Annotated in this window: 19 protein-coding genes (1 of these 19 running past the window's edge); 2 read left to right on the top strand and 17 right to left on the bottom strand. The window is 54.7% G+C overall.

Features of this window, described 5'->3' with window-relative positions; all coding sequences use genetic code 11:
• The 5 genes in view from RAE21_RS18520 to RAE21_RS18500 are tightly spaced (at most 56 nt apart) and all read right to left on the bottom strand, a layout consistent with a single transcriptional unit that may run on beyond the window.
• Positions 1 to 781 carry the 5' portion of a CheR family methyltransferase gene (locus RAE21_RS18520; RefSeq protein WP_313882615.1) on the bottom strand. 56 nt of this gene lie to the left of the window's left edge, so the window shows 781 of its 837 coding nt (coding positions 1-781); it begins with the start codon at positions 779 to 781; its stop codon lies off the left edge, out of view.
• Between the two features lie 56 nt (positions 782 to 837).
• On the bottom strand, positions 838 to 1,326 hold the full coding sequence (locus RAE21_RS18515) for a chemotaxis protein CheW (protein WP_313874147.1): 489 nt from the start codon (positions 1,324 to 1,326) through the stop codon (positions 838 to 840).
• Between the two features lie 23 nt (positions 1,327 to 1,349).
• Entirely contained in the window at positions 1,350 to 3,506 is a 2,157-nt protein-coding gene (locus RAE21_RS18510) for a chemotaxis protein CheA (RefSeq protein ID WP_313882614.1), read from the bottom strand.
• Between the two features lie 42 nt (positions 3,507 to 3,548).
• The gene (locus tag RAE21_RS18505; RefSeq protein ID WP_313874149.1) at positions 3,549 to 3,911 is read right to left on the bottom strand and encodes a response regulator; all 363 of its coding nucleotides are present in this window, start codon (positions 3,909 to 3,911) and stop codon (positions 3,549 to 3,551) included.
• 36 nt (positions 3,912 to 3,947) lie between these two features.
• Entirely contained in the window at positions 3,948 to 4,391 is a 444-nt protein-coding gene (locus RAE21_RS18500; protein ID WP_313874150.1) for a hypothetical protein, read from the bottom strand.
• 202 nt (positions 4,392 to 4,593) lie between these two features.
• On the opposite strand from RAE21_RS18500, the gene RAE21_RS18495 reads away from it, so the two are divergent.
• Together RAE21_RS18495 and RAE21_RS18490 are read left to right on the top strand one after the other, a co-directional pair.
• Positions 4,594 to 5,691, top strand: coding sequence for a hybrid sensor histidine kinase/response regulator (locus RAE21_RS18495; protein WP_313882613.1), 1,098 nt, complete (start codon positions 4,594 to 4,596; stop codon positions 5,689 to 5,691).
• Positions 5,688 to 6,317 carry a response regulator transcription factor gene (locus RAE21_RS18490; RefSeq protein ID WP_313882612.1) on the top strand — a complete coding sequence of 210 codons (630 nt, stop codon included), beginning with the start codon at positions 5,688 to 5,690 and terminating at the stop codon, positions 6,315 to 6,317. The genes RAE21_RS18495 and RAE21_RS18490 overlap by 4 nt, the downstream gene beginning before the upstream one ends.
• Positions 6,318 to 6,320: 3 nt before the next feature.
• Here the strand turns inward: RAE21_RS18490 and fliR are convergent, their stop codons facing one another.
• The 12 genes from fliR to fliG all read right to left on the bottom strand — a co-directional run bounded on the left by fliR (position 6,321) and on the right by fliG (position 15,362).
• Positions 6,321 to 7,088 carry a flagellar biosynthetic protein FliR gene (fliR, locus tag RAE21_RS18485; RefSeq protein WP_313882611.1) on the bottom strand — a complete coding sequence of 256 codons (768 nt, stop codon included), beginning with the start codon at positions 7,086 to 7,088 and terminating at the stop codon, positions 6,321 to 6,323.
• A 13-nt stretch (positions 7,089 to 7,101) separates the two neighbouring features.
• A complete protein-coding gene (gene fliQ / locus RAE21_RS18480) occupies positions 7,102 to 7,371 on the bottom strand; it encodes a flagellar biosynthesis protein FliQ (RefSeq protein ID WP_313874154.1) in 270 nt (89 codons plus the stop codon).
• Between the two features lie 11 nt (positions 7,372 to 7,382).
• Complete coding sequence (gene fliP / locus RAE21_RS18475) at positions 7,383 to 8,147, bottom strand: flagellar type III secretion system pore protein FliP (RefSeq protein ID WP_313882610.1); 765 nt, start codon at positions 8,145 to 8,147, stop codon at positions 7,383 to 7,385.
• Positions 8,144 to 8,431, bottom strand: a complete 288-nt coding sequence (locus tag RAE21_RS18470) for a flagellar biosynthetic protein FliO (protein WP_313882609.1) — start codon at positions 8,429 to 8,431, stop codon at positions 8,144 to 8,146. Before RAE21_RS18470 ends, fliP begins: the two co-directional genes overlap by 4 nt.
• Positions 8,432 to 8,445: 14 nt before the next feature.
• The gene (gene fliN / locus RAE21_RS18465) at positions 8,446 to 8,886 is read right to left on the bottom strand and encodes a flagellar motor switch protein FliN (RefSeq protein ID WP_313882608.1); all 441 of its coding nucleotides are present in this window, start codon (positions 8,884 to 8,886) and stop codon (positions 8,446 to 8,448) included.
• Positions 8,876 to 9,880 carry a flagellar motor switch protein FliM gene (gene fliM, locus RAE21_RS18460; protein WP_313882607.1) on the bottom strand — a complete coding sequence of 335 codons (1,005 nt, stop codon included), beginning with the start codon at positions 9,878 to 9,880 and terminating at the stop codon, positions 8,876 to 8,878. Before fliM ends, fliN begins: the two co-directional genes overlap by 11 nt.
• An 18-nt stretch (positions 9,881 to 9,898) precedes the next feature.
• A complete protein-coding gene (locus RAE21_RS18455) occupies positions 9,899 to 10,423 on the bottom strand; it encodes a flagellar basal body-associated FliL family protein (protein ID WP_313882606.1) in 525 nt (174 codons plus the stop codon).
• A 165-nt stretch (positions 10,424 to 10,588) separates the two neighbouring features.
• Positions 10,589 to 11,773, bottom strand: a complete 1,185-nt coding sequence (locus RAE21_RS18450; RefSeq protein WP_313882605.1) for a flagellar hook-length control protein FliK — start codon at positions 11,771 to 11,773, stop codon at positions 10,589 to 10,591.
• Entirely contained in the window at positions 11,770 to 12,237 is a 468-nt protein-coding gene (fliJ, locus tag RAE21_RS18445; protein WP_313874161.1) for a flagellar export protein FliJ, read from the bottom strand. Before fliJ ends, RAE21_RS18450 begins: the two co-directional genes overlap by 4 nt.
• The gene (gene fliI / locus RAE21_RS18440) at positions 12,234 to 13,664 is read right to left on the bottom strand and encodes a flagellar protein export ATPase FliI (protein WP_313882604.1); all 1,431 of its coding nucleotides are present in this window, start codon (positions 13,662 to 13,664) and stop codon (positions 12,234 to 12,236) included. Before fliI ends, fliJ begins: the two co-directional genes overlap by 4 nt.
• Positions 13,651 to 14,361 carry a FliH/SctL family protein gene (locus RAE21_RS18435; protein ID WP_313882603.1) on the bottom strand — a complete coding sequence of 237 codons (711 nt, stop codon included), beginning with the start codon at positions 14,359 to 14,361 and terminating at the stop codon, positions 13,651 to 13,653. The genes fliI and RAE21_RS18435 overlap by 14 nt, the downstream gene beginning before the upstream one ends.
• Positions 14,361 to 15,362, bottom strand: coding sequence for a flagellar motor switch protein FliG (gene fliG / locus RAE21_RS18430; RefSeq protein ID WP_313874164.1), 1,002 nt, complete (start codon positions 15,360 to 15,362; stop codon positions 14,361 to 14,363). Before fliG ends, RAE21_RS18435 begins: the two co-directional genes overlap by 1 nt.
• Positions 15,363 to 15,364 lie beyond the last annotated feature (2 nt).

Below are 15,364 nucleotides of genomic sequence, written 5' to 3'. Positions count from 1 at the left end.
TGAAGTTCTCCGCATGTCCGACAAAAAGCAATGCACCGGGCTTCATTACTTTGTGAATCCGCTCTAGAACTTGTCTCTGCGTGATCGCATCAAAGTAGATCATTACATTGCGACAGAACACTACGTCGAACGGATCACGAAAAGGCCAATCATTACGAATCAGATTCACAATAAGAAAATCAATCTTTGAACGCAACTCTTGCTTTACTTTCGCCATGCCCGCATTCCCGGCTTTTCCTCGCATGAAAAATCGCTGTAGCCTTGCCTGGTCGAGTCCCTTCAACGAATCAGACTTGTATATTCCTTGCGAAGCGGTATGCAGTACTTTGGAGTCAATATCACTCGCGATCAACGAAAAGTTTCCATTGGAACCCAACGCCTCTGTCGCAGTCATCACGATGGAATAAGGCTCCTCCCCTGTTGAGGCTGCACTACACCACATTCTGCAGGCCCCCGCCGACTGGATCGACCGGAGGTATTCCGCTAAGACCTGAAAATGATGACCTTCACGGAAAAAAGATGTCAAATTGGTCGTCAAAGCATTAACGAATTCCTGCCACTCTGGGCCGTCGGTCGCTTCAAGCCAACGCAAATACTCTCGAAAACTGTTGTGCCCAGTCTCTCGCAAGCGCCGCGAAAGTCTGCTGTAGACCATGGCGTGCTTTCCATCGTGCAAACTTATACCCGCACGCTGATAAATCAGCTTCTGGACATGATCAAAATCAGCACTTGTCCACAAGAACTCTCGACCTTGCATTTCATCTTGAGCATTCGGGGACATCTCTACCTTCCAAGGATTGACTGTGTTCGCAGAACCTAGTGCGCTATCCAGCGCACTTAGTCATCCATCGATACCAACCCCATCTCAGGCGCTGACATCAATTTCTCGATATCCAACAAGATCAGCATCCGCTCTCCGATTGAACCTAGCCCCAGAACTGCAGCACTATCAATCACGCTTTCGATATCAGGTGCCGCTTTCAAGCTCTCTGGCGGTAACTCCATGACGTCGCTCACGGAGTCAACCACGATGCCCACAATTCGGTTCCTTAAGTTGAGGACGATCACCACGGTGAAGGAGTTGTACTCGGACTTTGAACAGTTGAATTTCAAGCGCATGTCCACAATCGGGACAATAGTGCCACGCAAATTAACAACGCCTTTGATAAAGGACGGCGCATTCGCCACTCTGGTTGGTGGCTCATACCCCCGAATTTCTTGCACTTTGAGAATATCGATTCCATATTCCTCTTGATCGAGCCGAAAGGTTAGGTACTCTCGGGCGCCACCAGTTGTGAGATCGCTGAGCTTTTCCATCATTCCCATATCAGTCTCCTATATGCGAGTGTCTAGTGACGGGACCGCCGCACCAAGGCACCGGTATCCAAAATCAATGCAACCTTGCCGTCACCGAGGATAGTGGCCCCAGATACGTTCGGAACTTTTCGGTAGTTGGACTCCAAATTTTTAACTACCACTTGTTGCTGCCCGAGGAGCTCATCAACAAGCAACGCTACTCGGCTGCCATCAGCTTCCACCACCACCATGATGTCACTCGATTTTTCAAAATCAAAGCGCGGGATCTGGAAGACTTTCTCCAACTCGATGACAGGCATGTACTCATCACGAACCTTTACAAGCTGAGAACCTTGCCCGACCGTACTGACCGCTTCTGCCTTGACTTGGAACGACTCGATAACCGATGACAAAGGAAGGATGTAAACCTCCTCCCCAACCCCTACAGACATACCGTCCATGATCGCAAGCGTAAGCGGCAAGCGCACGGAAACTTTCATTCCGTACCCTTCTGCAGAATCAATGTCAACGGTGCCATTCAATGCTGCGATGTTTTTCTTGACAACATCCATACCTACGCCGCGGCCAGAAACGTCGGTCACAACCGCTGCTGTAGAAAACCCGGGAGCAAAGATCAATTGCCACACTTCGGCGTCTGACATCTGGTCAGACACATCCAAGCCGCGCTCCCGCGCTTTGTTAAGTATTTTGCTGCGCGACAAGCCTCGACCATCGTCACGCACCTCGATCACAATTGATCCGCCTTGGTGCGATGCGGATAGCGTGATCGTTCCAGATTCTGATTTGCCTGCGGCGATACGTTCAGCGGGCATTTCGATTCCATGATCACAGCTGTTGCGCACCAAGTGGGTCAGAGGATCTGTAATTTTTTCAACCAGGCCCTTATCCAGCTCGGTGGCTTCGCCCTGCGTGACAAACTCGACTTTTTTTCCCAGCTTGCTTGCAAGATCACGGAGCATTCGCGGGAAACGACTGAAAACGATGGACATCGGGATCATTCGAATCGACATCACTGACTCTTGCAGATCTCGTGTGTTGCGATCCAAGTCAGCAAGACCGGTCAGTAATTGCTGATAAACAGCGGGGTCCAGCGCCCGGCTGTTTTGGGCCAACATCGCTTGCGTAATCACCAACTCGCCTACCAAGTTGATCAACTGATCCACTTTACTGATTGCAACGCGGATCGTTGCCGCCTCTGGCTGTGCGGCAGCGGCCGGACCCGCCTTCGGAGGAACTTTGGATGCGGGAACAACTTCTTGAGAGACAGTCGCAACAGAAGGCTGCTCAACCGCTTGATTAGGAGCACCAGGAGAACCATCAAAGAAGCCGAAGCCTTTTTCCGCAGCCGGCGCTTTCGGTTCCTCTGCTACCGCCCCGGGGGAACCGGCTGCACCGTCAAAAAAGCCGAAACCTTCGTCGACTGCGGGTTCGTCAGCTTTTTGTTCGATCTGGACTTTATCTCGTGCCACATGGAATGCAAACAAGTCCAACAGATCTTCATCACTGGAGGCCGTCGTAGCCTTGAACACTCGATGAGAGCCGTTATGAGATTCAGCAGGCTGAATGGAACCTAGACCTGGGATATCTCGAAACAATTCTTGGATCGCATCGGCCTGATCGGGCCGATCCAAGGGGCCAATAGTGATCACTAACTCTCGGTCGCCGCTTATTTTGGCAACTGGTTTAGGAGTTGCAACTTGAACCGGAACTGGAGCAGCTTTGGCGGGCGATGCTGCAGAAGCCGCGGGCTTCTGTGAGGCTAAATCGCCGCCAGCAGCCAAGATGCTGATGCGCCTAACAAGATCAGCCGTAGGTAGTGCCTCACCCTCATCGCCCGCTTGATGACGTGCCAACAAACTGCGGGACGCATCGGCAGACTCCAAAAGCACGTCGACCATTATTGCGGTCGGCTGCAGCTCATGCCGACGCAGACGGTCCAGCAAGGACTCCATTTGATGGGTCAATTCAGCGACATCAGCAAAGCCAAAAGTGGCGGCTCCGCCCTTCACAGAGTGAGCGCATCGAAAGATACCGTTGAGCTCTTCATCATCCGCGGTTTCCAGATTCAAATTGAGCAGCATTTGCTCCATCTGATCAAGATTCTCACCAGCTTCCTCAAAGAAAATTTGATAGAACTGACTGAGATCGAAGTCTCCGCCAGAACCGCTGTCTTGATGCGTCTCAGCCATACCTAACTCCTGTTATTGAGAACCAACGACGTCCCCGCCAACTTATCGAATAACTTTTTTAATGACATCCAGCAACTTCGCAGGATCGAACGGCTTCACTAGCCAGCCAGTGGCGCCTGCAGCACGCCCTGCCTGCTTCATCAAATCACTGGACTCTGTGGTCAACATCAATATGGGCGTCGACTGAAAGTTCGGATGCTCGCGGAGCTTGCGGGTCAGACCCAATCCGTCCAATCGCGGCATATTCTGGTCCGTCAGAACCAAGTCAAAAGTCTGAGTTTGTGCTTTTTCGTAGGCGTCTTGACCATCCACTGCTTCCACCACTTGGTAGCCCGCACCTGTCAAAGTGAAAGACACCATCTTTCGCATGGAAGGGGAATCGTCAACAGCAAGAATTAAAGGCATGAGAAGCTCCGAAAAAAACGCAGTAATTTATTTATCTTAAAAAAGCTCAATGGATCCAGCGTCCATCTCATCTTGAGTCACTGGATTGGGACGCTCTGGCACTTCATCAACGAAGGGCACCGCTTCACCATCTTCACTCCCCATCGATTCTGAAGCCAAACGGTAGGCGCAGCCTTGCAGTATCTTGGATGTGTGAACAATCAGCTGTGACGCCATGTCCTGGAACTGCAATTCCGTAACCGCTGCATGCAACGCCTTACGAACCTGATCCAGCTCCTCGGATTGCCCTAAGGTAGGCGATGCCAAATGGGCGCTCGCAGATGTAAAGCGCTCCATGAGATTTTCCATGGTGTGCGCAAGCAAGCCATCCAAACGGGTGAGGTCATGCACGACCACCAATAGGGAGTCTTGCACTTCGGCCACCAACATTACAGGCAGCTGTACAGCCGGAGCAGCAGGTGGCGTCAACGATGGTTCCATTGTCATTCTTCCTCTGAGGCCTGTCTTGTTCGCTATCCTACGCCCGATTTGAAAGCTAAGCGCTTACACCTCATCGCACAAGTTGCAAGATTAACAAATTTTAGGAAAAAATCAATTACTTCGGCAGAATAAAAGCCTTTGTTTGCTCATCGAGCGGCTCATAATCGATTGCATGATAGCCCCGAACCAAGAGTCTGAACCAATGGGTAACCCTGTAAAAGTACTCCACTTAGAGGATTCAGAAATCGACCACCGCTTGCTAGTTCGCGCGGTTCGCGAATCAGGCCTTCAGGCTCAGTTTCTTAGGCTCGATGAGCAGGCCGCCTTTATGGATGCTTTGCACACGCAAAGCTTCGACATCATTTTGATGGACTTCCGGCTCCCGGGCTTTACAGCCTTAGAGGCTTGGTCAGAGGTCCAATCCCTAACAAGTCATCCGCCGTGCGTCATCGTCTCAGGGGCAATTGGTGAACAAGCAGCAGTCAGCGCCATTCAAACCGGAATTTCGGACTATTTACACAAAGATCGAATCGCTGAAATCGGCCGAGTGATTCAGCGGGCGATGCACCTTCACAAGACAGAAGAAGAGCGAATCAAAGCCCAGCAGGCCCTTTCGCTGTCAGAACAGCGAATTAGAGAACTCGCCAGACACTTGCAGACTTCCCTAGAGGCTGAGCGAGCAGCCATCTCGAGAGAGATTCACGACGATATTGGTGGCTCACTCACTGCACTCAAACTTGACCTAGCCTGGATGAAGAGGCACTCAGATCACCAGCCCACGCTCACGCGCTTGGTCGCCGCGGAAGAAATGCTGAGTCTTGCACTCGCAGCTACTCAGAGAATCATGCAAAACACCCGTCCAGCCATCTTGGATCAAGGGCTTAGCGCGTGCGTCGAATGGCTAGTCGCAGGACACAGCAGGCGCACCGGAAAGACAGTGAACCTCATCAACGACCTCACCTCGGAGGCACTGCCAGATGCATTCAGGCTTGCTGCGTACCGCATAGTGCAGGAAGCGCTGACCGATGCAGGTAAGTACGCCCCCGAATCCGACGTCAGCGTCGAGGTGTCTGATGCAGGGGGTACTTTGACGATCGAGATCCGCGACAGCGGACCCGGATTTGAATTGAGCAGACTCCAATCCAGCCGAGGATTCGGACTTAAAGGCCTCAGCGAGCGAGCAGAATCAATCGGTGGATGGCTTGACATCAGCAGCACACCTAAGCGCGGGACATCGATTACCCTCACCGCTCCGCTCTCTTGGGCAACCGACAAACGACAGGGAGATTCGAGGGAATGATTCACGTTGTACTTTGCGATGACCATGCAATGATCCGCCGGGGCATCAAAGACACGCTCAGCGATTCTGGGCAAATCATCGTCACCGGCGAGGCCGGCAGTCAGGAAGAGCTGAAAAATGTGCTTCGCTCGGTTCGATGTGAAATCCTTGTCCTCGACCTGAACCTTCCGGGAAGAGGCGGGTTGGAAATTATTCCTACCCTGAAAGAATCTCAACCGCACATCAAGACACTAGTCGTTTCGATGTACCCCGAGGATCAATACGCGCTCCGATGCCTCAAAGCAGGCGCGTCCGGGTACTTCAATAAATCGGGGGAACCAGCAGATCTGGTGAAGGCGATCCAACAAATTCATGCGGGGAAACGATATTTAACGGCTGCCGTATCGGAGCTGTTGGTAGAAAGCTTGAACACACCAGAGCATGAAACCTTGCATGCGAAGCTATCCGAACGGGAAATGCAAACCCTGATCAAAATTGCGTCCGGGAAAAAGCTCTCTGATATCGCAGAGGACCTGATGCTGAGTCCCAAGACCGTCAGCGTCTACAGGGCACGCCTCTTGGAAAAACTCGCTTTATCGAACAACGCGGAACTCACTGTCTACGCCATCCGCAACGCTCTGGTGTAAGCGTCAACCTACTCCGAACAGACTCACAACCCGAATCATCAGCGCCATAAAGGGCTGATCGAGCATCGGCAACGTAATGGCGATCGCCAGAATGCCGACGACTAGCGTGATCGGAAAACCCATTGCAAAAATATTCATTTGTGGCGACACGCGAGAAATGATCCCTAGCGCCATATTGGTAAACAACAAGATTCCGACCATTGGCAAGGCAATCCAGAGCGCACTCGCAAACACTTCGGCGCCTAGTTTTTGCAGCTGCATAGAGGCCAACTCTTGCAAGAAATTCGGCGAAACCGGAAAAGCCACAAAGCTTTGGGTAACGGCCATCAGCACCATCAAATGTCCGTTCATGACGACAAAAAGCAACGACGCCATCTGACCGAAAAACCGAGCGACTGCACTCGATTGGGTATTCATGGACGGGTCAAAAAAAGCCGCGAAATTGAGCCCCATTTGAAATCCAACTACTTCACCAGCGAGCTCGACAGACGCAAAAACCAACCGAACAGCAAAACCGATTGATAAACCGATCACCACCTGCTGCATCACCACTGCCAACGCTCGGGGGTCTGAGACGGAGATAACGGGAGCCTCAGGCAGGGTCGCTTGCGCCGCCAATGCCACTAAAAAGGACAGCGCAACCTTTGCCCGCATAGGAAAGGCGCGAGACGAAAGTACCGGAGCGGAAGTAAAAACCGCCAAAATTCGCAAAAAGGGCCAGAAGATTGGCGAGAGCCATTGGGCGATCTGTGCCTCGTCAAAAGAAATCACCGCTCGCCCAAGGCTAGACCACAGACGTTGGTATCGCTTCCAACATCCGTCGTATGTACTCCACCAGCATGGTCAACATCCATGGCCCAGCGACCGCGAATACAGCGATAACCGCCAAAAGCTTTGGAACGAATGCCAGAGTCGCTTCATGAATCTGCGTCACGGCTTGAAACAAACTGACCAGCAAACCCACCAGGAGCGCCGTTCCCAGCACTGGCGCTGACACCATCAACAACATAAGCAGCGCTTCTTGACCCAAGGTCAACACGGTTTGGGCATTCATTAGAAAAATCCTCAGGTCACGAAGCTGGCTGCCAAAGAGCCGATGAGCAAGTTCCAGCCATCAGCCAAGACGAAGAGCATCAATTTGAATGGCAAGGCGACCAAAACAGGTGACAACATCATCATCCCGAGTGACATCAAGATACTGGCCACCACAATATCGATGACCAAAAAAGGAATAAAAATCATGAAGCCGATCTGAAAGGCGGACTTCAACTCACTGATCACGAAGGCAGGCACCAACACTCGGATGGGCGCCGTTTCTGCGGTGACATCGGCCGGCAACTTGGCAAGTTTCGCAAACAATGAGAAATCAGACTGCCGCGTTTGCTTGACCATGAAGCTCCGAATCGGAACCTCTCCCTTTTGCAGAGCTTGCTCAAACGACAACGTACCTTGAGAGTACGGCTGATAGGCTTCGGCGTAGATCCGGTCAAAAGTCGGTCCCATGACAAAAAACGTCAAGAACAAAGAGAGGCCCACAATGACTTGATTCGGTGGCGCAGACTGGGTACCCAAGGCTTGGCGCAGCAGGGACAGAACAATAACGATGCGGGTAAAACCCGTCATCATCAAAACGATCGCGGGAATGAAAGACAGTGCCGTGAAAAACAGCAAGGTCTGGATAGGAACCGAAAAATTGGTCCCGCCTGCACCTGTACCGACGAGAAGAGGCAACTGCCCTGCCGCTTGCGCAAACGCCGCGCCATGAGAAAAAAAAGCGGCCAGCGCCGCAATAACAAGCAGAAGACGACGGGGAACTCCAGAGACTCTCATATCACCTCACCGGCCGATTCTGCAGTTGGAGCGGCACTTGTATGCAAACACTGGACGCCATTTGTGCTCACTCCGAGGGTCAGCCAAACACGATCATGCGAGGGGCCGACCTCGACGGTGACGACACGCTGATGCGGACCCACGGCAACTGCAGAAATCACCTTATTCTGGGCACTCACAAGATGCAAAGGCTGCGGAATTCGGGATTTGAGCCAGCGGATCAAAAAGGGCAGGCAAGCCAAACCCAGCAAAAACAATATGACGGGTAAAAATTGCAATGACATCGGCACTCGCCGGTTTAATTTCGACTGACACGTTTAAGCCGCTCAGATGGAGTGACAACATCCGTCAATCGTATACCGAACTTATCGTTCACCACGACCACTTCGCCCTGCGCAATCAGGTAGCCATTGACCAACACATCCATGGGCTCGCCCGCAAGCGCATCCAGCTCGACCACCGACCCTTGCCCAAGCTGCAGGATATGCTTGATGGGCACCTTGGTGCGCCCCAGCTCAACCGAGAGCTGAACCGGAATATCCAACACCATATTGATGTCATTCACCTGCCCGTCCGTAGAGGCAGAGAACGGCTTAGGGGTCTCGCCGAAAAGAGGCCCGCCAGAGGGTGCTCCAGCGCTGGCATCTGTGGACTTCTGCTCCAGTAGCGCTTCCGCCCAGTCCGCCATGCCATCGTCGGCAGCAGGTTGACTCTCTTCGGGTTTGTCTTCAGATGCCATTTCGTTCTCCCAACCAATTTTGGTCATTGCCGCGAAGCGCCTTTTCTATGCGCAACGCGTATTTTGAATTGTGCGTACCGTACTGGCACTCGAAGATCGGTACCCCATCGACAGTAGCCTGAATACGAGAAGCCCGATCCAACTCGATGAAATCCCCTTTTTTCATTCCCAGAAGTTGCTCCACCGTTGCATCCGCGCGTGCAAGCTCTGCCACCAGCGTGACCTCCGCGGCCTGGATCTCGCGCGTCAGCACGTTCACCCAACGCCGGTCAACCTCGATCGAGTCCCCTTGGGTCGACGAATACAACACATCCCGGATCGGCTCCAGGGTGGAATAGGGAAAGCAAAAATGAATCGCGCCGGTGATATCTCCAATTTCCAGTTGGAATGAGGTAGCAATCACGATCTCACTCGGCGTCGCAATATTCGCGAACTGCGGCTGCATTTCTGAACGCTGGTAATCCAGCTCCAAGGGATAAATGCCTTTCCATGCCTTCTTGTATTCGGTCGTAATGACGTCTACCAAGCGGTTGATGACGCGCTGCTCGGTGGCAGAAAAATCGCGCCCTTCAATCCGCGTCTGAAATTTCCCGATCCCGCCGTACAGCGTGTTGATCACACCAAACACCAGAGCCGGCTCACAAACAATCAGCCCGCTACCACGCAAGGGCCGGATGGCAACGATATTGAAGTTTGTCGGGACCGCCAACTCACGGAGGAAAGCGCTATAGCGCTGCACAGCCACCGGCCCCACCGAGATTTCAGGGCTACGCCGGATAAAGTTAAAAAGCCCCACCCGCAAATTGCGGGCAAACCGCTCATTCACGATCTCCATCGTGGGCATACGCCCGCGAACAATGCGCTCTTGGCTGGAGATGTTGTACGAGCGCACCTCACCATGCTCGGCGGCTTCCTCGACGGTTTTCTGGCTCTCACCAGTGACCCCCTCAAGTAAGGCATCGACCTCTTCTTGGGAAAGAAACGATTCGCTCATAGCCGGCTGGAACTCCGTTTACTGCACGATAAAGCTGGAAAACAAAACACCCGTCACTGGGTACTGCACCTGCGCGACTCTCTTTTTCTTTTTCTTGGCCGTCGACTCCTCCTCGTCATCCATGCTGCCCCCGAAAGGAACCGAGGTAGCCTTCAAAATATCCTCAACCAGCTTCTCTTTGCCTTCGGCCTTCAGCAGCTCATCAGCAGTTCGCTGCGATATAAGCATCAACACGCTACTACGAATAGTCGGCAAATATGCTTTCACGGTGTCAGACGCCTTAGCGTCAATTACCTCGAGAGTAATTCCAATTTGGGCAACACGCTCGCCACCGGGATCGGACAAATTCACCACCATCGGATCCATGGGCAAATAGACAGGTGCCGCCTTCGGATCCACTTGAACCGCTGCTGCTTTTGGCGGTGGAGGTGCGGCCTCTTCTCCGCCCTCTTCCGCAGCTGCATTTTTCTTGCTGATAAAGAAAAAAGCGCCGCCACCTCCAAGTACCAGGACCAAGACCGCAGCAACAATGATGATCAGCATCTTTTTGCTTTTAGCGGGAGGGGGAGCTGCATCGGCTGCTTCTGGTTTTGCTGACACGTAGGTACCTCTATGGCTTATTGTTGGTTGGATTATTCAACGCTGACCTTTAGTCAAAAGATGAATAAGGGGGTTATTTGGTGTTTCTCTGCATTGTCACCAAATCACTCAAACAAACAAATCAATGTTCCGCCCTGAATTGAGGGGCTTTATGCCGCTGGATACCGCAACATCTTCTGCGCCCTCTACGCGAGCGCGACGCCATGGAGAACTCTGGCCTTGACCCGCCTTATCGCGTGAGTCCCCCGCATTGGATGTACCCACCGACACCCCTGCCAAGCTCATTCCCTGACGGTTCAAGGCATCTTGCAACTGCGTGCTGGCGCTAGACAGCGCATCACGTGTTTGCGCCTCATCCGTACGGAAGGCCACATGCGCTTCATTACCTTGCAAAGAAATACTCACCTCAACAGCCGATTGCCCGAACCCGTCCAGCGTGAGTTCCGCCTTTTGCATGTCCTGCCCGACCCAATACTTCACGTCTTCAGCGAACTGCTCGCCCATGGCCTCGGTAGCGGAGCCGGCAAACACGCCATCCACGCCCATGGCGCCGCCGGCGCTCTGCTGCAAACCACTCAGCGGCGCGAGGGCATCAGAACCGGCACCCCGCGTCGACGTACCGGGCTCCTGCACACGGTCCCGCAAAGCAGCGCCGGCTACAGGGATCGCCTCAACACCTTTGAACATTGAAACGATTGCGTCCTGTGACATGCGCTGAATGCGCTCCGGCATCACATCTTTGGGCGGCATCAGCAAGCCCGGACTGGCCGCCGTAGTGCGATCTCCAGCATTACCCAGCGCTGATTCACTGGCCGCGTCCGCCGCTGCAAGCAGCGCATCACGGCCCGACTTTGTCGGAGCGACAAGCGCCTTCTTAGCTCCCGCATCCAGCACACCGACCAGCGATGCACCCCCCTCCGAGCTCTGCAGCTTGGCCGGCTTGGACACCACACCCTCCGTTGGGGTAGCGATGGCCACCGCAGGCGGAGTTACGCCCAGCAATGCCAAGAACGCTGCATCACCAAGTAGCCCTTCCGCTTCATCATCCACGGCAACACCCGTCGCATCACTTTGAAGCGGCACAGCATCGCCCACCAGTGGCAACCCGCCATCCAGCGTGCCCCCGGAAATGAGATTGCCAGCAGGCGCTTCGTCCATACCTTCCAGAATCGCAAAGAAACTGGGCCCCGCAGGAGTGCTGCCGGAGCTCTCAGCCGACGCCTTTTTATTCACTTGGGGCGCAGATTCCTTCGCAGGGGCAGGCTGTGCTTTGGGGGCAAGTTCAATCGTCATAGCGTTTCACCCTGAAGGTTAAGAGCGCGGGTTCGCGCAAAAAGCTGCGCTGCCATTTCATCCATATCGGCCTGCTCACGGCGCCGGGCCAAGCGTTCCGCCTCAGCACGCCGCTTGGACAACACCGTTTTCAGCCCAGACAATCGGGATTCCGCGGCCTGCAATTGCTTTTGCACGAGCTCTGCCTGACGGCGGAGGTTGGCGATCACGCCCTCTTGCATCACCATGGCCTGTTGGAGACGCCCACTGAATTGGTAGTGATGCTTCAACAATTCCACGGACAAACCCACCGTGCCATTGCGGACCCAACGCCCGTCGGTATCGCCGGCATACGACCGCAGTTGCTCCAGTTGATCTAACGCTGAGCGCACATTTTGCTGACTCTGGGCTAACTGCTGCACCACTGCGTCACGCTTACGCTCCGCCAAGGAAATCGCCAGTAGCAAGCCAGTTGAGTCACTCATGGCAAGGCCTCTACAGAGGTGCTCATCGCCAGCTCTGCCAGCGTTTGCTCCATGGGTGCAGCCTCAAACATATCCTGCTGCAAAAACTGATGCATGCCGGGTTGCAATGCAATGGCTTCGTCTAACATCGGGTCAGAGCCCGGCGCATAGGCACCGATTTGCACCAAGTCACGGCCCTTCTGGTACCGGGAATAGAGGCTGCGGAAACGCCGCGCCTGCTCAAAATGCCCTCGATCAACCACGTTGTGCATCACCCGGGAAGCCGATTGCTCCACATCAATAGCCGGATAGTGGCCCGACTCTGCCAGGGCACGTGACAGCACAATGTGGCCGTCGAGAATGGCTCGCGCAGCATCCGCAATCGGATCCTGCTGGTCATCTCCCTCTGACAGCACGGTGTAAAACGCAGTGATAGAACCTACACCATTCAATCCATTGCCGCTGCGCTCAACCAGTTGGGGCAGCTTGGCAAAGCATGAAGGCGGATACCCCTTGGTAGCGGGTGGCTCCCCAATGGCCAAGGCAATTTCACGCTGTGCCATCGCGTAACGCGTCAGCGAATCCATCAGCAGCAACACATGCCGGCCTTGGTCACGGAAATACTCTGCAATCGCAGTGGCGTAGGTTGCCCCCTGCATACGCAGCAAGGGCGGCGCATCTGCCGGTGCAGCAACCACGACCGATCGGGCACGCCCGTCCACGCCCAAAATGTCTTCGATGAATTCTTTAACTTCCCGGCCCCGCTCGCCGATCAAACCCACCACAATCACATCGGCTTGGGTGTAGCGGGCCATCATCCCCAACAGCACACTCTTGCCCACACCGGAGCCTGCAAACAGCCCTAGTCGCTGGCCCCGCCCCACAGTCAAAAGCGCATTGATACTGCGCACCCCGGTGTCGAGCGCTTCGCGCACTGGCGCACGGTCCATCGCATTGATAGGCTTGCGGTCTAAAACACGCGCCGCAACATCCGCCAAAGGGCCCATGCGATCCATGGGGTAACCTTGTGAGTCAACCACACGGCCCAACAGTCCGTCACCCAATGGCAGGCGCAGCATACCGGCGGAGGCCGCATCCACGGTGGCTGGTTTTTCACCCAAACGGGGCACCGGCACAAAGGCAGGCGCTGCGGCCACTCCGGCGCCGCTAGAGAGGCCATGCACATCACCCGCCGGCATCAAATACGCCCGGTCCCCCGAGAACCCGACCACTTCGGCCAACACCGGTTCACGCGCACGCATCGTCACCACACATTGCGACCCAACGGGCACGCGGATCCCACTGGCTTCCAGCACCAAGCCGGTCAATTTCGTCAGGGTGCCGCGCACTTCCAGCGACGACTCCTCGCGCACCGCATCCCGCGCTTGGGCAAGGAAGGTGGTCCACTTTTCAGTGGAAGCGGATGGCTGGCTCTCAGGTAGGGACATCTTCAGGCTCCCATGGCGCATCCAACCCCAAGGTGGCTACGGTTTTGCGCCAGCGTTGTTCCACGGTGCCATCTACCACCGTGCCTGCGGACTCCACTATGCAGCCTCCGCGGCTGATGGAGCTATCAGGCAGCAAGGTCAGGGACAGGTTAGAAAACTCCTGGCGCAATACCTCCGACAGCACCTCCATGTCCAGAGGATTCAGCCGCACCAAGGCCGCTTTGCTATCAATCGCCAGAACACTCAACGCCTCGCGCACGACGGGCTGCAGGGCATTCGGGTTGGTGGACATTTCGTGGCGCAACACCTGGCGCGCCAGTTCACAGGCCAACTCCAACACGCCTTTTGCCATCACCTGCTCGGCTTCTGCAAGCTGGGCGTTCGCGGAAATAAATATCTGGGCGAAGCTCTCAGCAGTCGACCGGCTTTCGTTGGCGATGTACTCATTGAGTTGCCGCTGGCCTTCCAGCGTGGCCTGCGCATGCCCCTGGGCAAAACCTTCTGCATAGCCTTGGGCATGGCCCTCTGAAAAAGAGGTCTGGCGGACGCTGGCCTCTTTGGCCTGCTCTTCCAGCAAAGCCTGCGCTGCCAGCTTGGCCGCGAATTTGGATTTCGAGGTGTCTACATCGACAAAGTCCCAGTCCGTAACGGAACCGATTTCTTCGCCGGGGATAAAACGGGCTTGATTGCGACTCATCAGACCATGGCGTCGTCGCCACCTCCACCACCGATCACGATCTGGCCTTCGTCTGCCAGGCGCCGCACGATCTTGAGAATTTCTTTCTGCTGAGCTTCCACTTCGGAGAGGCGCATCGGCCCGCGGGACTCCAAGTCTTCCTTGAGGGTCGCCGCAGCGCGAGAAGACATGTTCGCCAGAATCTTGTCTTTGAGCTCGGGCTGTGCCCCCTTGAGCGCCACGACCAGCACATCCGCAGACACTTCTTTGAGCACCATTTGGATTGCTTTGTCGTCAAGTTTGTTGACATCGTCGAACACAAACATCTTGTCCATGATCTTCTGGGCCAAGTCTGAGTCATGGCTGCGGATCGACTCGATCACGGTACCCTCGATCGCGGTACCCATCAAGTTGATCATTTCAGCCGCTGTCTTCACACCACCCAATGAAGACTTGCGAACCTTGTCCCCTCCTGCCAGTACCTTGAACAACACTTCATTCAGGTCCTTCAGGGCGGTGGGCTGGATACCCTCCATCGTGGCCACACGCAACATCACCTCGTTGCGCTGCCGCTCAGTCAGGTTTTTGAGCACGTCAGCGGCCTGGTCGTAGTCCAAGTGCACCAGAATGGCCGCCACGATTTGCGGATGCTCATTGCGCAACAACTCCGCCACAGAGAGCGGATCCATCCATTTCAGGCTTTCAATGCCGGAGACGTCGCCCCCCTGCAAAATACGGTCGATCAGCAGCGCCGCCTTGTCGTCGCCCAGCGCCAGCTTCAGCACCGAGCGCACATAGTCGCCCGAGTTAGACACCAGCAAACTCTGCGAGGCAGCCACCCCGGTAAATTTATCGACGACTTCATCCACCTTTTCACGGGTGAGCTGAGTGGTTTTGGCAATCGCCTCCCCCAGTCGCTGCACCTCTTTGGGGGACAGGTGTTTGAACACCTCCGATGCCTCGGCTTCGCCGAGAGACATCATGAGGATCGCTGCGTCTTGGAGTCCGTCTTCGTTTGCCATGG

This window comes from Rhodoferax potami, from assembly GCF_032193765.1.
In the GTDB taxonomy this organism is placed as follows: Bacteria; Pseudomonadota; Gammaproteobacteria; order Burkholderiales; family Burkholderiaceae_C; genus Allorhodoferax; species Allorhodoferax potami.
This window is presented reverse-complemented; position numbering and strand designations above follow the sequence as displayed.

Bases quoted from the DNA above. Each gene is read 5' to 3' on its own strand.
- RAE21_RS18515 (WP_313874147.1), bottom strand. From the start codon at position 1,326: ATGGGAATGATGGAAAAGCTCAGCGATCTCACAACTGGTGGCGCCCGA.
- RAE21_RS18510 (WP_313882614.1), bottom strand. From the start codon at position 3,506: ATGGCTGAGACGCATCAAGACAGCGGTTCTGGCGGAGACTTCGATCTC.
- RAE21_RS18505 (WP_313874149.1), bottom strand. From the start codon at position 3,911: ATGCCTTTAATTCTTGCTGTTGACGATTCCCCTTCCATGCGAAAGATG.
- RAE21_RS18500 (WP_313874150.1), bottom strand. From the start codon at position 4,391: ATGGAACCATCGTTGACGCCACCTGCTGCTCCGGCTGTACAGCTGCCT.
- RAE21_RS18495 (WP_313882613.1), top strand. From the start codon at position 4,594: ATGGGTAACCCTGTAAAAGTACTCCACTTAGAGGATTCAGAAATCGAC.
- RAE21_RS18490 (WP_313882612.1), top strand. From the start codon at position 5,688: ATGATTCACGTTGTACTTTGCGATGACCATGCAATGATCCGCCGGGGC.
- fliQ (WP_313874154.1), bottom strand. From the start codon at position 7,371: ATGAATGCCCAAACCGTGTTGACCTTGGGTCAAGAAGCGCTGCTTATG.
- fliP (WP_313882610.1), bottom strand. From the start codon at position 8,147: ATGAGAGTCTCTGGAGTTCCCCGTCGTCTTCTGCTTGTTATTGCGGCG.
- RAE21_RS18470 (WP_313882609.1), bottom strand. From the start codon at position 8,431: ATGTCATTGCAATTTTTACCCGTCATATTGTTTTTGCTGGGTTTGGCT.
- fliN (WP_313882608.1), bottom strand. From the start codon at position 8,886: ATGGCATCTGAAGACAAACCCGAAGAGAGTCAACCTGCTGCCGACGAT.
- fliM (WP_313882607.1), bottom strand. From the start codon at position 9,880: ATGAGCGAATCGTTTCTTTCCCAAGAAGAGGTCGATGCCTTACTTGAG.
- RAE21_RS18455 (WP_313882606.1), bottom strand. From the start codon at position 10,423: ATGCTGATCATCATTGTTGCTGCGGTCTTGGTCCTGGTACTTGGAGGT.
- RAE21_RS18450 (WP_313882605.1), bottom strand. From the start codon at position 11,773: ATGACGATTGAACTTGCCCCCAAAGCACAGCCTGCCCCTGCGAAGGAA.
- fliJ (WP_313874161.1), bottom strand. From the start codon at position 12,237: ATGAGTGACTCAACTGGCTTGCTACTGGCGATTTCCTTGGCGGAGCGT.
- fliI (WP_313882604.1), bottom strand. From the start codon at position 13,664: ATGTCCCTACCTGAGAGCCAGCCATCCGCTTCCACTGAAAAGTGGACC.
- RAE21_RS18435 (WP_313882603.1), bottom strand. From the start codon at position 14,361: ATGAGTCGCAATCAAGCCCGTTTTATCCCCGGCGAAGAAATCGGTTCC.
- fliG (WP_313874164.1), bottom strand. From the start codon at position 15,362: ATGGCAAACGAAGACGGACTCCAAGACGCAGCGATCCTCATGATGTCT.